Below are 15,407 nucleotides of genomic sequence, written 5' to 3'. Positions count from 1 at the left end.
AATGTCCCCTGGAAAACTACTATGTGGGGATAAGAAAAGGCTTACCGTCCGCAAATTGCGGACGGTAAGCCTTTTTTGTGTGTCAATCAGGATCGCATCCCAAGTCTCATTAATCGCGGTTTGCCATGCGGAGATAGGACTCCAGACGTTCGGCGGCGTCCTTTTCCGCCTTGGCCAGGAGCTCGTCTGCCTGCTCCGGGAACTTCTTGTATAGCGAGGCATAACGTACTTCACTGAGCATAAAGTCCCGAATCGAAGCGGTGGGCACCTTGGAATCCATGGTAAACGGATTTTCTCCGGCCGCTTTCTTACGGGGGTCAAAGCGATAGAGATGCCAGTATCCGCACTCCACCGCCCGCTTGGCTTGGTTCTGCGCCTCGCTCATACCGGCTTTGATGCCGTGGTTAATACAGGGGCTGTAAGCAATGACCACAGAGGGACCGGGATAGGACTCTGCCTCGCGGATCGCCTTCAAAGTCTGGGCCTTGTCGGCACCCATAGCCACCTGCGCCACGTAAATGTAGCCGTAGCTCATCAGCATCATGCCGAGGTCCTTCTTCTTCGTGCGCTTTCCGCTGGCCGCAAATTTAACGATTGCAGCCGTAGGCGTGGACTTCGAGGCCTGACCGCCCGTATTGGAGTAGACCTCCGTATCCATGACAATGACGTTGACATTCTCGCCGGAGGCCAGAACGTGGTCCAGTCCGCCGTAATCAATGTCATAGGCCCAGCCGTCGCCGCCCACGATCCACTGAGAGGGACGAACGAGGAAGTCCCGCTTTTCGTACAGCTCTTCCAGCGCCGCATTTCCGCTGCGGTCGGCCGCTTCCAGCGCGTCGGACAACCGGTCGGCACGCTGACGTGTACCGGTGGGATCTTCACAGTTGGCAGACCAATCGGCCATGGCATCCTTCAGTTCGCCGTCGGGCAGATTGGCCAGCACTTCCTCCGCCAGGTCATGCAGACGGTTGCGCACCACCGATGCACCCAGCATCATGCCAAAGCCATATTCGGCGGTATCCTCGAACAGGGAATCGCCCCATGCGGGCCCCTGGTTTTTGTGATTGACCGCCAGGGGGACTTCCGGAGATCCGCTCCACGCGTGGGAACATCCGGCAGAGTTGGCCCACAGCATATGGTCGCCATACAGCTGTGTGATGAGCTTCAGATAGGGCGTCTCCCCACATCCGGCGCAGGCGCCGTTGAACTCCAGATAGGGCTTGAGGAACTGGCTGCCCTTAACGGTGAACTTCTTGCTCTCTTCCATTTCCTTCAGCTGGACATGCTCCGTGGTATAGGCCCAATCCTGGGTATTTTTCTCCCGTCTGGGCTCATAGGGCGTCATTTTCAGGCAATCGACCGGGCACGTTTTGACGCAAATACCGCAGCCGGTACAATCCATACCGGAAATGGCCAGATGATATTTTGTATCGGCAAAGCCGGTGGCGTCCTTCATCTCATACCCAGCGGGGGCGGCAGCGGCTTCTTCCGCCGAGAGCAGCGTGGGACGAATCACGGCGTGGGGACAAACGAAGGAACACTGGTTGCACTGGATACACTTTTCCATCTCCCACTCGGGGACGTCGATCGCGATACCACGCTTCTCCCACTTGGAGATATTGGTATAGTAGGTGCCGTCCTCGCGTCCCAGGAAGGTGCTGACGGGAAGCTGGTCGCCCTCCTGGCGGCCCATGACACGGATCACATTCTTGACATAGTCGGGGGCATCCTCCTCGGCGGCATCGTCAACCGCATTGGCCCAGGAGTCCGGAATTGCGACCTGGTGGATCTTACTCAGGCCCAGATCAACCGCAGCCTTGTTCTTGTCCACAACGTCCTGGCCCTTATTGCCATAAGTCACTTCGATGGAGTGCTTCAATTCCCGGACCGCGGAATCCAGATCCATGATACCGGAAATTTTGAAAAAGGCCGCCTGGGTGATCATGTTAATGCGGTTACCCAGACCGAGATCATGGGCAATATCCACCGCATCGATGGTGTACAGGCGGGCCTTGCGGGCCCAGAGGGTACGGCGCATACTGGCAGGGAGCTTCGTATTCAGCTCTTCGTCGGACCAATTGCAGTTCAGCAGAAAACTGCCGCCCTCTTTCAGATCCCGTGCCATGTCATATTTTTGCACATAGGCCTGGTTGTGGCAGGCGATGAAATCCGCGCTCTTGACCTGGTAGGAGCCCTCGATGAGCTTGGGGCCCATACGGAGGTGGGAGACGGTCAGGCCGCCGGATTTTTTAGAGTCATAGGCAAAATAGGCCTGCACGTAATAGTCCGTGTTGTTGCCCACGATTTTGACGGCGGCCTTGTTCGCGCCGACGGTGCCGTCGGAGCCGAGTCCCCAGAATTTCAGGCTGAAGTTTTCCTTGGGCGTGGAATCGAATTCCACAGGATAAGCCGGCAGGGACAGATTGGTGACGTCATCCACGATACCCACCGTAAAGTGGTCCTTGGGCGTCTCACTTTCCAGGTTTGCATAGACCGCCATCACATCTGCGGGCGTAAAGTCCTTGGAGGACAGACCGAACCGGCCGCCGATGACCATGGGCGGCTGTGCCATTGTGCTGACTGCGTTCTTCACATCCATGTAAAGCGGTTCGCCGATCGCGCCGGGCTCTTTCGTTCGGTCCAGCACAGCGATACGCCGCACCCCGGCAGGAAGCGCCTTGAGCAGGAATTCGATGGAGAAGGGACGGAACAGATGCACCTCCACCAGGCCGAGACGCTTGCCGCGGGCATTCCAGTACTCCAGCGTTTCGCGGATCACACCGCAGGCCGAGCCCATGGCGACGATCACATTTTCCGCCTCGGGGTCGCCGAAGTAATCAAAGGGATGGTAGTTCGTCCCGCAGCGCTGATTGATCATGTCCATGTACTTTTCCACCGTGGCGGGGACCTGATCGAAGAAGCGGTTGGTGGACTCACGATACTGGAAGAAAATATCCGGATTCGTTACGACGCCCCGTGACACAGGATGGTTGGGATTGAGGGCGTTCCGGCGGAAGGCCTTCACCGCGTCCCAGTCCAGCATCTCGGCCAGATCCTCATTGTCCAGGACTTCGATTTTCTGGTATTCGTGGGAGGTGCGGAACCCGTCGAAGAAATGCAGGACCGGCACGCGGGAGCTGATTGCGGACAAATGGGCGGTCAGCGCCATGTGATAGGCCTGCTGCACACTGGAGGAGGCCAGCATCGTTACGCCGGTCTGGCGGCAGCTCATGACATCCTGCTGATCACCGAAGATGGAGATAATGTTGGTGGCCAAAGAGCGGGCGCTGACATGGAACACGCCGGGCAGCAATTCGCCCACGACCTTGTACATATTGGGCAGCATCAGCATCAGGCCCTGGCTGGCAGTATAGGTCGTGGCCAATGCGCCGCCCTGGAGGGCGCCGTGGAGGGCGCCGGACGCGCCGCCTTCGGACTGCATTTCACGCACGTCCACCGTCCGCCCAAACAGATTCTTTTTTCCCGCCGCGCTCCACTCATCAATGATCTCAGCCATGGTGGAGGAAGGTGTGATCGGGTAGATGGTAGCGATTTCCGTGAAGGGATACGATGCGTACGCTGTTGCTGTGTTGCCATCCACTGTAATTTTTGACAAACCCATAAACTTTTCCCCTGTCCTTTCCCATTTTTTGTGAAAACCGCTTGAAATTCCACAGGTCATATGCTAAAATATGCTATAATAACAAACGATGATTTATATTATAGCACTCTCTTGGCAATCATTATAGCATACAAAACAAAAAATGCAACGCATTTTTCCGTATGGCACATTTTGGGGATTCGCCAGACATTATCCTGTATAGACCAGAAAAATCCCTTAAAATGGCGCTGTTCAAAGGCATATTTGTTGCAAACTGTAATGATTGTTCATTTGGGAAGCGCAGGTGATCGCACAACGAAAGATTCATTTTTTCTGAACTGCTGAACGGACACAAGATAAGACGGCTATACGAAAAGAGGATAGGATTATGTTGAAGTACGACCGCGAGCAAGTGATGCGTATTATCCCGCAGCGTGATCCAATTTTGCTGATTGATTCGGTAGAGGAGCTGGACCCGGGCAATTCGATCACAGCGACATTTTTCGTACATCCCGATATGGCGATTTTTCAGGGACATTTTCCAGGAAACCCGATTTTGCCTGGCGTTTACACGGTAGAATCCGCCGCTCAGGCCACAAGTCTTTTGTTTTTGTCCCTGGATCGATACAGCGGAAAGCTGCCGCTTTTCTGCGGCATTGACAATGTCCGTTTCCTGCGGAAAATCAAGCCGGGCGATACGATTACCCTGAAGGGAAGCTTGCTCTCCGAGAATACGGAAAAGGCCATTGTAAAAAGCCACGTGGAGGTCTTCAACGGCGACGAAAAGGCTGCACTGGTGGATGTAACGCTGGCAATCCGTTGAATCTGCTTCACTTTTCTGGTGGAAGCGATCTGTGTATAAAGCGGAAGTCAGCCGACACACCGGTGTACAGCGAAATACCAGGGCAATGTCTTCCCGTCCACGTGGGAAGAACGCTCCGGGCATTGGGGAGCAGTTCCCTACCGCCATTGGGAATCGGCAAGCAAAGTCATTTTATGTTTGACAAAAGGTACAATAAGGTGCTATATTTTCAAACAAAGAATTGTCTATATTTTGCGTTTTTCACATCCCCTGTTTGGAGCTGGCCAGATGGCCTGTAAAAAGGTCTCTTTTCCTCGCTGCTCTGGCGGCCAACACGCGGATGAAGCAGATCAAATCAATTAGAAAGTGAATGAAAGTATGGAGAAACATAGCCGCAAGGCTCCGCAGATTCAGTCGGTCGTTCGGGCCGGTGAGATCCTGGAGGCGTTTACCGGATTCAAAGAGCTCGGACTCGCCGAAATTGCAAGACTGCTGGATCTGAATAAAAGTACGACGTTTGGACTGGTGAATACCCTGGCAGCTCTGGGATATCTGGAACAGGTTCAGCCCAGCAAGAAGTATCGCCTGGGTCTCCGTTTACTCGAACTAGGCAACCTCGTTCAGCGGCGGCTGGATGTACGTGAAGAAGCCCGGCGAAATATGGTGGCCTTTTCGGAAAAATACAACGCCCTCATGCATCTGGCGATCCACTCCAATGGATATGCCGTTTACATCGACAAGGTGGAAGTGGATGCACCCATCACCATGTATTCCCAGATTGGTCGGCGCGCCCCCATGTATTGCACCGCAGTTGGCAAGGCCATGCTGGCTTTTCTTCCGGAGGAATACGTCGAGGAAGTGATCGCCAGAGGGCTGGAACCCCACACCGCTAACACCATTGTTGACCGGGAAGCGCTCTGGAATGAACTCCGTCAGATCCGCAGCACCCAGATCGCCATGGACCGGCAGGAGCTGGAAGAAGGCCTGACCTGTGTCGCCACCCCTATTTTCGACCGGACGGGCAAGGTGTGTGCGGCGATGAGCATTTCCTTCCCCTACGGAAAAATCCGAGGCGTCAATCTGGAGGCCCTGGAAAAGGATCTTCGGAACAACGGCCGGGAGATTTCCATACGGATCGGTTTCAAGAGTACCGGAGAGACCGAATTGTAACCAATATGTGATTTTGCTGTATGGTGCAGAGATGCACCACCGTATTTGAATGTCCTCATTACAGAACGGCATTCGGCAATGTAGAACGAATTACTTGATCTGACCGCATGCCAGTGTTGAAAAAAGCGGCGTATGGGAGGGGGCATCCCCTCACCACACGTGATGATAAGATTTTTTGATTGCTGGAGGTACTGGATGGAAAGTAGAGGGACCCTTCTACTGAAAGCGGAGGGGATGAGTAAGTTTTACGGTCCGGTCCACGCACTGGAGGATGTGAACTTCGATTTGTACCGCGGAGAAGTTCACGCTCTGATGGGTGAAAACGGCGCCGGAAAATCAACGCTTTCAAAACTGATCGCCGGAATCGAAACACCAACGGCCGGCAAGCTGGAGTTTGACGGTAAGCCTGTGGTCATCCCAACGCCGCAGGTGGCACTGAAGCTGGGGATCGCCATGGTTACGCAGGAATTCAACTCGATCCCACATATGACGGTGGCCGAGAACATTTTCCTGGGCCACAGCGAAATGTACAAAAAGGGCATTTATTTTGACAAACACCGCGCAGAGAAGGAGACCAGAGAGCTTCTTAAGCTCTTTGACATGGACGAGAGCATAAATCCCGCAGCCAAACTCTCTACCCTCTCCGTCGCAGAACAGCAGATCGTAGAGATTGTCAAGGCTGTATCCTACAACGCGCAGATGATCATTCTGGATGAGCCCACGGCCTCGCTGTCCAACATGGAGGCGCAGCGTCTGTTCCAGGTGATCCGGGACTTGAAAAAGAAGCAGGTCGGATTCATTCTGGTCACCCACCGCTTCAACGAAATTTTCGAGATTTCCGATCGAATCACGGTCCTGCGGGATGGCAAGCTGGTGCTTCCCGGCGCGCCCATGGAGGAGATGACGGAACAGTCCCTGGTGCGGGCGATGGTCGGCCGTGAAATGGTGAACTTTTACGGTGAAAAGGTGGAAAACACCGTCCAGCACGATGAGATATTGCGGGTGGAGCACCTCTGCGGTAGGGGCGGCTTCCTCAAGGACATCTCTTTCGTGGCCCGCAAGGGTGAGATCACCGGATTCGCCGGTCTGGTCGGTGCCGGACGTACAGAGCTGATGCGCGCGGTGTTTGGTGCGGACAGCTACGATTCGGGCGCGGTATATCTGGACGGCGTCTCGCTGAAAAAGGGCAGTCCCAGAACATCCATCAAGTACGGGTTGTCCATGGCCACAGAGGACCGGAAATCCGAAGGTTTGCTGCTGGATTTGAGCTTGATCATGAACACCTGCTACGCCAAAACGGTGCAGAAAAAGGGCTGGATACTGCCTCACAAAAGTGAAAAGGCGGACACGCTGAAAATGGCCGAGATGTTCCGCACGAAGATCGGCAACATTCATGACAAGGGCAGTTCCCTGTCCGGTGGCAATCAGCAGAAGATCGTTCTTTCTAAGTGGCTCTTGACCAACCCGAAGGTCCTGATCGTGGATGAGCCGACCCGTGGTATCGATATCGCCGCAAAGGCCGATATTTATACGATCCTGAAGAACCTGGCGGCCTCCGGTATGTGCGTGATCGTAGTTTCTTCCGAATTGCCGGAGATCCTGGGCATCTGTGACCGGGTCATGGTAATGAAGGACGGCGAGATCGTCAAGCACATGGAAATCAGCGAGGCTTCGGAGGAGCGGATCATGGCCTATGCCTCTCTCGGACGCGCGGCCGAAAAAATAGACAGCGAGGAGACGATGAAAGCATGAAAGATACAGCGCTAAAAAGCGGAGCCCGGCATTCTGGACTGCAAATGGTCTTAACCAACTATCGGAGCGAGATCGGCGTTTTTGTCGCGTTGATTCTATATTGCGCTGTAATCTCTGTTCTGTCCCCGCATTTCCTGACCGGGAGAAATATGTTGAACCTGTTCAGTCAGCTCTCGGTTGTAGGCCTGCTGGCCATCGGTGAGCTCTTCGTCTTGCTGACCGGCGGCATCGATCTCTCCGTGGGCAACACGATGGGCCTGAGCTGTATGGCAGGCGGTATGGTCATGGCCAGCACCCAAAATATAGCCGCCGGTATCATCGTAGCACTCGCCATCGGCCTGCTCTGCGGTGTCGTAAACGGCTATCTGGTCGGCTATGTGGGCCTTCCCGCCTTCATCGTCACACTGGGTATGATGGGTATTACGCGAAACGCGGATTATTTGATGTGCGGCGGCATTGGAATCAACAATTTGCCGGAAGGCATAAAAATGCTCACCAAGGCGAAGGTGTTGGGCATCAATGTATACTACATTATCATCATCCTTCTCTTCATCCTCATGGGATGGATCCTGAGCAATACGAAGCTGGGCCGCAATACCTATGCGATCGGCAGCAATAAAAATGCCGCCCGGCTCAGTGGTGTGAATACAAAGCTGGCAACGCTGCTTCCCTATGCCATTTCCGGCCTGTTCGCCGGTATTGGCGCCGTGATTTTGATGAGCCGGTTTGCGGCTGTGGACCCCAACTACGGCTCTGGCAACGAGATGAACGCCATCGCGGCCTGCGTGGTGGGCGGCACCTCCCTGGCTGGAGGAAAGGGCAGCATGCTGGGTACATTCATCGGCGTGGTCCTGATGGCATGTATTTCCAACGGTCTGGATCTTCTGGGCGTTTCCCCCTATTGGCAGGGCGTGACGATCGGCTGCGTAATCATTGGCGTGCTGCTGATCGAGACCTATTCTGAAAAGGTGAGAGGCAAGAGCAAGAAGTAAGCACCTTATCTAAACGCGCGTATTTCTTTCGTTCCGGCATATCATTGCATTCGTATTTATCAGCGGAGCTGATAAAAATAAAAAAAGGGGAGAATCAACTATGAAAAGAATTCAGAAGATGCTTAGTCTCGCGCTGGCCCTGGCAATGATGATGTCCCTTGTAAGTTGTGGCAACAACGCCACGCCCGCTGGCAGTGCGGCACCTTCCGGTGACGCAGATGCTCCTGCCAAAACCGCTGATGCTCTGGAAGTCGCATATCTGCTGCCCTCCGCAGCCGTGCCCTTCTGGGTCTATCTGCAGAACGGTATTCAGGAAAAGTGTGATGAATACGGCTACAACCTGACCGTCTATGATTCCAACAACGAGGCCTCTACCCAGCTGAAAAACGCGCAGAACGCCATTACCACCGGCAAGGATCTGATCATTATCAGCCCCTGTGACAGCTCCTCCTGCCCCGCTGTTCTGGACGCCGCGGAGGAGGCCGGTATTCCCGTAATCGTGGCCGACGTGGGCACCGACTCCGGCACCTATGCCAGCTACATCTCCACCCCCAACTACGAAGGTTCCTATGAGGTCGGTCAGTACCTGGCCAACTACATGAAGGAAAACAGCGTCGACGGCACCATCGGTGAGATCACCATTCCTCTGGCCCGCAAAAATGGTCAGCTGCGCCAGGAAGGCTTCACCAAGGCCGTCACCGAGGCCGGTTTCCAGATGGGTACCAGCCTGTCCGTCAGCAACTCCACCTATGATGAGGCCGAGGGCTTCTGCCAGAACATCATCTCCGGCGATCCCAACTGCGTTGCCATCTGGTCTCACCAGGAAACTTCCACCGTTGGTATCATCACCGCTCTGGAGGGCATGAACGAGAAGGACATCCTGGTGGCCTGCTTCGACGGCTCCCCCATCATTGTTGACTACATCCGCGAGGGCAAGGTCCTCTGCTGCGGCGCTCAGCAGCCCGTTGAGATGGGCCGTCAGGCGCTGGAAGCCGGCAAGACCTATATCGAGACCGGCAGCTGCGAGCCCGAGATCGGCGTGCCCACCCTGCTGATCACCGCTGAAAACGTGGAAGAGCTGATGCCCGAGATCGAGGCGAATGTCTACACCCCCGGCGTGTAAGTCCTGACTCTGGCAGCAAAAAATTAGGAAAGGATATGTTCGTATGATTCCAAAGGTAAAGAAGATCATTGACCTGACGCAGCCGATTTTCCATGCCTGCCCCGGTTGGCCGACCTATAAGCTGACCAACGTGAATATGGAAGGCTTCTGGGCAAGAGACGGATTCAACGCTGAGCGGGTAGACATGAATACCCATACCGGCACCCATCTCGACGCGCCCTATCACTTCTTCCCGGATGGGACTACTGTCGAGAAGATGCCTCTGGAATCGTTCCAAGGTCGTGGCGTAGTCGTCGATCTGCGGAATATCGGCCGTATGCCGATCCTTGCCTCTGACCTGGAGCCCTATGCCGATAAGATCCAAAAAGATGATGTCGTGCTGCTCTATACCGGCTGGGCACAGAAGCGGAGCATGAGCAAAGAATACCTGTTCGAGTGGCCCTATATCACCAAAGAGGCGGCTGAATGGCTGGCCCAGAAGGAGATCCGCTGTGTCTGCATCGATGGTCTGTCTGCCGGTGGTTGGCCCGAGGGCACTGGTGCTCCTCCGCACATCGTTCTGTTGGGCGCAGGCATCGTGATCATTGAAGAGGTCTACATGGACGAGCGCCTCTTTGAAGAGGACGAGTGGTACATTACCGGCTATCCCCTGAAGCTGCAAGGCATGGGTGGTTCTCCCTGCCGCGTGGTCGCCACTGTGTTTGAATAACTGCAAAATAGAGGCCCACATCCCCGTTCCCCAGGGATAGCCGCCGAATCTCTCGCCTCCCTGCCTGCCGGAAATCTGACCGGGCAGGCAGGGAGGCGAAACAACAGGTACAGATATAGAGCGGGAGCCAGGAGATCCTCGGTGCTCCCAGCCGTGAGATGATGTGAGAGCTTATGATACAATTACTGATTTGCGCTGACGATCTGACCGGTGCCATGGACACCGGCGTACAATTTGCAAAAAAGGGGATCCGTACCGAGGTACTGGTGGGAAGACAGGTGGACTTCGACCGCATTGACCCGGCGGTTCAGGTCCTGGTGGTCGATACCGAGACGCGCCACACCTCTCCCGCCGAAGCAGAGGAGGCCATTTATCGCCTGGTTGTTCTCGGCCTTGAAGCGGGCATTCGCTATTATTACAAAAAAACCGATTCTGCGCTGCGGGGAAACATCGGCGCGGAGTTAGGCGGCATGCTGCGCGCAGGCGGAAAACCACTTTTCTTCTTCCCCGCCTTCCCCAAAAACGGAAGGACGACAAGCAAGGGAATTCAGATGGTGAACGGTGTCCCAGTTGCGGAATCCGTTTTTGGAAAGGACCCGTTTGAACCGGTACGCCATTCCCGGGTAGGGGACATCATCGGGGAACAGAGCCAGGCAAGGGTACGAGACTGCTTGCCCGGGGACGCTCTGGCCCCGACATGCGAAGATGATATCCTGGTGTGCTCCGCGGAGACGGACCAAGAGCTGGAGACCTGGAGCAGACAATTTCCCGAGAACGACTCTCTGTTTCTGGCTGGATGTGCCGGATTTGCGGAGTATTTACCCAACAGCATCTCTTTTGTCCGGGAGCAGCCGGAAAAGACGGTTGCCTCGGAAAAGCTGGTGGTGGTTTCCGGCAGCGTGAATGAGATCACACTTCTCCAGCTGCAAGAGAGCAAAGCACAGGCCGATCTCTGGATCGAACTGTCGGACCGGCAGAAGTTCGATCCATCCTATACGCAAAGCGAAGAGTGGCAGGCACAGCTGCGCCGGATCCGTGAACCGGATTGCCACCTGGCCGTACTGGGCGTTGGCAGGATCGACCTGGAGCATGAAGGCGAATTTGAACGGCAGACGCCGCAGTCCCAGCGTCGGGATGTGGTCAGCAGCAATTTGGGCAGCATAGCCCGAGACATCTTGCGGAACATCAAAGATGTGACTCTGGCCGTCTTCGGCGGCGACACGTTGTATAAGCTGCTGAGTCTTGCGGATACCCGGATACGACCCTGCTGGGAGATCGAACCGGGTGTCGTGGCGGCGCAGCTGCAAATGGAGGGAGAAACTCGTTACCTCATCACAAAATCGGGCGGTTTCGGATCATCGGATATGATTGGCAAAATCCAAGCAGCAGTCAATCCATGTAAGGAGGAATTTTAGATGGGCGTTATTGCGGAATTGTTGAAATCTACCCCTCTCCCCAAAATGGTGAAGATCAAGGAAAAGTTTGACGATACCTGTATCCCGGTAGATCAGATCCACGATACGGTTTTCGAGCAGCTGGGTCAGAAAAAGCTGGAGGGCATGATCAAACCTGACATGCGGATCGCAATCACCGTCGGCAGCCGCGGCATCTCCAACATACCGCTGATCGTCAGAAGCATTGCCGACTTCGTGAAATCCCAGGGCGGACAGCCCTTCGTGGTCCCGGCCATGGGCAGCCACGGCGGAGCCACGGCAGAGGGACAGCGTGCGGTAATCGAAGGCTATGGCGTTACGGAAGAGGCCATCGGCTGCCCCATCCTCTCTTCCATGGAGACTGTGGAAATCGGCCGCACAGAGGAAGGCCAGCCCGTCCGGATGGACAAGAATGCCTATGAAGCGGATGGCATCATCGTCTGCGGCCGGATCAAGCCCCACACGGGCTTCCGTGGTCCCTATGAGAGCGGTCTGATGAAGATGATGGCCATTGGCCTGGGCAAGCAGGCCGGTGCTGAAATCATCCACCAGGACGGATTTGGCCACTTCAAAAAGAATATCCCCATGTTCGGCACTGTGATCCTGCGTAATTCCAAGGTGATCTGCGGTCTGGCACTGGTGGAGAACGCCTATGACCACACCCGGGAGATCGTGGGGCTTACCCCGGACGAGATCATTACGGAGGAGCCCGTAATTTTGCAGAGAGCCAAGAGCTACATGCCGAGAATCCTCTTTGATTCCTGCGATGTGCTGATCGTGGATGAGATCGGTAAGAACATCAGCGGCGACGGCATGGACCCCAATATTTCCGGACGGTTCCCCACGCCCTATGCCACCGGCGGAATCGATGCCCAGCGGGTCGTGGTCCTGGACCTGACCAAGGAGAGTCACGGAAATGCTTGCGGCATTGGCCTGGCAGATGTGACCTGTATGCGCCTGTTTGAGAAGTTCGACAAAGAGGCGACCTATCCCAACGCCATCACCAATACCGTCACCGGCGAGCTGAAGATCCCCATGATCATGTACAACGACAAGCAGGCCATTCAGCTTGGCATCAAGTCCTGCAACGAAATTGACCGGGCACATCCCCGTGTTATCCGCATCAAGAATACCATGCAGATCGAAACCATCGAAATTTCTGAGGGTATGCTGGAAGAGGCCGCACAGAACCCTGACATCGAGATCCTCACCCAGCCGGAGGAGATGCACTTTAACGAACAGGACAATCTTTGGTAAAGGAGCAAAGCAGTGAAGTCGAATGCGTTGATCATTACGCCCAACGACGATGTCGTCGTGGCCATCACAGCGTTGAAAGCAGGGGACGAAGTCACCTACATGTGTCAGGACAAGCAGGAGAGTTTCTCCGCGGTAACGGATGTTCCTCGCTACCATAAGATCGCTGTTCACGACATCCCCCGCGGTAGTGTAGTGAAAAAATATAACCAGATCATCGGGGCCGCGACAAAAGACATTCGGAAAGGCGAGCACGTCCATGTACACAACCTGGACAGCTTGAATAAGGTGCAGGGAAAATGAAATTTTATGGTTATCGGCGGCCGGATGGCAGAGTCGGCGTGCGCAACAAGATCCTGATCCTGCCTGCCAGCATGTGTTCTTCCGATGTTTGCCGGATCGTGGCCTCCCGGGTGGAGGGTGCCGTATCCTTCAACAACCAGGTAGGCTGTGCCCAAGTGCCCAGCGATGCCAAGCTGGCCATGTCCATGATGAGCGGCATGGCGGCTAACCCCAACATCTATGGAACGATCCTGATCGGCCTGGGCTGTGAGACCTGTCAGGTGGCGGACATCGCAGCGATCATCCACCAGCGTACGAACAAACCCCTGCGCATGATGACCATCCAGGGTGAGGGCGGCACACTTCGCACGGTGGAAAAGGCGGTCCGCTGGGCAAAGGAGATGGTCAAGGAATCCTCCATGCTTCAAAAGGAAGAATTCCCCATCAGCGAACTGGTATTGGCCACAGAGTGCGGCGGTTCCGACCCCACCAGCGGTCTGGTCGCCAATCCGGTGATTGGCAACATGAGCGACAAGCTCGTAGGCATGGGCGGCACGTCCATTCTCTCCGAGACGACGGAGTTTGTGGGCGCAGAGCATATCCTGGCCGCCCGCGCAAAGGATGAGCGGGTCCATCAGCGGATACTGGATATCGTGGCTCGGTACGAGCGGCACTTTGTCGTCAATGGTGAAAATGTCCGGGACGGAAATCCCACCCCCGGCAATAAGGATGGCGGCCTGACCACGCTGGAGGAAAAGTCTCTGGGCTGCATTCACAAAGGCGGCGAGAGCATCATCCAGGAGGTATTCGATTACGGAGAGCAGGTCACTTGCAAGGGCCTGGTCATCATGGATACGCCGGGCAATGACAGCTCTTCTCTGGCCGGCATGGCTGCCGGCGGCGCCCAGGTAGCGGTGTTCAGCACCGGCCGTGGCACCGCCCTCGGCAATGCCATCATGCCCACGATCAAGATCACCGCGAACCGTGAGACATATCAGAACATGTCTGATGACATCGATTTTGATGCAAGCGGCGCCATTTTTGACGGGGTGTCCATTGACCAGCTGGGAGATGATTTGCTAAAATTGGTGGTAGACACCGCCAGCGGCAGATTTACGAACGCGGAGATCTTGGGCTATAACGAGACCTCCACGATGCGTGCGTGCAATTTCGTGTAAAATCACCACATTCCGCGTAATGATCGGAAAGACGGAGTAAAGAGAGGTTTTAATCGTGGAATATAGACCCATTCTTGGAATTACCATGGGCGATCCGGCCGGCAACGGTCCCGAGATCACAATGAAGGCGCTGAGCAAAAAAGAAATCTATGAGACCTGCCGCCCTCTGGTGATCGGTGACGCAAAAATGCTGGAGCAGGCCGCCCGCATCATCAATCGGCCCGATTTGCGCATCAATCGTGTTGATGATCCCGCCCAAGGCCTGTATACCTTCGGAACAGTGGATGTATACCACATGGACTTGGTGGACATGGACAAGTTCGCCTTTGGCAAGGTATCTGCCATGTGCGGTGAGGCAGCCTTTCAATGCGTGAAGAAGGTCATTGAACTGGCTATGGACCGCAAAATCGACGGCACGGTGACCAATGCTCTGAACAAAGAGGCCATCAATCTGGCTGGCCACCATTATTCCGGCCACACGGAAATTTACGCGGAATTCACCCATACTCCCAAGTACACCATGATGCTGGCCCATCATGATTTGCGCGTGGTGCACGTATCCACACATGTCTCTCTGCGCCAGGCCTGCGACTTGGTCAAGAAGCAGCGGGTACTCGATGTGATCCGCATTGCCCACGAGGGCTGCCGTGCCCTGGGGATCGAGCGTCCCAGAATCGGTGTTGCCGGACTGAATCCCCACGCCGGTGAGAACGGAATGTTTGGAACTGAGGAGATCGAAGAGATCATCCCCGCCATCCAGGAGGCCCAGGCGGAAGGGCTCTGTGTGGATGGCCCGGTCCCGCCGGACAGCCTCTACTCCAAGGCGCGGGGTGGCTGGTACGACATCGTCGTGGCCATGTACCACGATCAGGGGCACATTCCTCTGAAGGTGGTCGGCTTTGTCTACAACCGGGCCGAGCAGCATTGGGACGCCGTGGAGGGCGTAAATGTGACCCTGGGCCTGCCGATTATCCGCGCATCGGTGGACCACGGAACCGCATTCGGCCATGCGGGACAAGGCGTAGCCAACGAGCTGAGCCTGGTCAATGCCATCGAATACGCCAGAATGATGGCAGTGAACGGCAAAAAAGCGTGATCCGCTGAAAACCAT

The 15,407-nt window shown here is 55.3% G+C and carries 12 protein-coding genes; 11 read left to right on the top strand and 1 reads right to left on the bottom strand.

The window, feature by feature from the left end; genetic code table 11:
* Positions 1–109: 109 nt before the first annotated feature.
* Positions 110–3,622 carry a pyruvate:ferredoxin (flavodoxin) oxidoreductase gene (gene nifJ, locus INF37_RS12925; protein WP_207730499.1) on the bottom strand — a complete coding sequence of 1,171 codons (3,513 nt, stop codon included), beginning with the start codon at positions 3,620–3,622 and terminating at the stop codon, positions 110–112.
* A gap of 367 nt (positions 3,623–3,989) precedes the next feature.
* On the opposite strand from nifJ, the gene INF37_RS12920 reads away from it, so the two are divergent.
* The 11 genes from INF37_RS12920 (at position 3,990) to pdxA (ending at position 15,392) form a co-directional block, all read left to right on the top strand.
* A complete protein-coding gene (locus tag INF37_RS12920) occupies positions 3,990–4,424 on the top strand; it encodes a 3-hydroxyacyl-ACP dehydratase FabZ family protein (RefSeq protein WP_235964336.1) in 435 nt (144 codons plus the stop codon).
* Between the two features lie 357 nt (positions 4,425–4,781).
* Entirely contained in the window at positions 4,782–5,573 is a 792-nt protein-coding gene (locus INF37_RS12915) for an IclR family transcriptional regulator (protein WP_101692128.1), read from the top strand.
* A gap of 132 nt (positions 5,574–5,705) precedes the next feature.
* On the top strand, positions 5,706–7,325 hold the full coding sequence (locus tag INF37_RS12910) for a sugar ABC transporter ATP-binding protein (RefSeq protein ID WP_408004154.1): 1,620 nt from the start codon (positions 5,706–5,708) through the stop codon (positions 7,323–7,325).
* Between the two features lie 152 nt (positions 7,326–7,477).
* Entirely contained in the window at positions 7,478–8,317 is an 840-nt protein-coding gene (locus INF37_RS12905; RefSeq protein WP_207730498.1) for an ABC transporter permease, read from the top strand.
* Between the two features lie 100 nt (positions 8,318–8,417).
* Positions 8,418–9,440 (top strand): substrate-binding domain-containing protein, encoded by a 1,023-nt coding sequence (locus tag INF37_RS12900; RefSeq protein ID WP_101692130.1) that lies wholly within the window; start codon positions 8,418–8,420, stop codon positions 9,438–9,440.
* 43 nt (positions 9,441–9,483) lie between these two features.
* Entirely contained in the window at positions 9,484–10,149 is a 666-nt protein-coding gene (locus INF37_RS12895) for a cyclase family protein (RefSeq protein WP_101692131.1), read from the top strand.
* Positions 10,150–10,322: 173 nt separating this feature from the next.
* Positions 10,323–11,564, top strand: coding sequence for a four-carbon acid sugar kinase family protein (locus INF37_RS12890; protein ID WP_193538704.1), 1,242 nt, complete (start codon positions 10,323–10,325; stop codon positions 11,562–11,564).
* Positions 11,565–12,839, top strand: coding sequence for a nickel pincer cofactor-dependent isomerase, group 22 (locus INF37_RS12885; protein ID WP_193538703.1), 1,275 nt, complete (start codon positions 11,565–11,567; stop codon positions 12,837–12,839). It begins immediately after the preceding gene.
* 12 nt (positions 12,840–12,851) lie between these two features.
* The gene (locus INF37_RS12880; RefSeq protein ID WP_101692134.1) at positions 12,852–13,139 is read left to right on the top strand and encodes a UxaA family hydrolase; all 288 of its coding nucleotides are present in this window, start codon (positions 12,852–12,854) and stop codon (positions 13,137–13,139) included.
* Positions 13,136–14,296 carry a UxaA family hydrolase gene (locus INF37_RS12875; RefSeq protein WP_101692135.1) on the top strand — a complete coding sequence of 387 codons (1,161 nt, stop codon included), beginning with the start codon at positions 13,136–13,138 and terminating at the stop codon, positions 14,294–14,296. The genes INF37_RS12880 and INF37_RS12875 overlap by 4 nt, the downstream gene beginning before the upstream one ends.
* Positions 14,297–14,351: 55 nt before the next feature.
* The gene (gene pdxA / locus INF37_RS12870; RefSeq protein ID WP_101692136.1) at positions 14,352–15,392 is read left to right on the top strand and encodes a 4-hydroxythreonine-4-phosphate dehydrogenase PdxA; all 1,041 of its coding nucleotides are present in this window, start codon (positions 14,352–14,354) and stop codon (positions 15,390–15,392) included.
* Positions 15,393–15,407: the final 15 nt, after the last annotated feature.

It is taken from the genome of Pseudoflavonifractor gallinarum (assembly GCF_014982855.1).
In the GTDB taxonomy this organism is placed as follows: Bacteria; Bacillota; Clostridia; order Oscillospirales; family Oscillospiraceae; genus Pseudoflavonifractor_A; species Pseudoflavonifractor_A gallinarum.
This window is presented reverse-complemented; position numbering and strand designations above follow the sequence as displayed.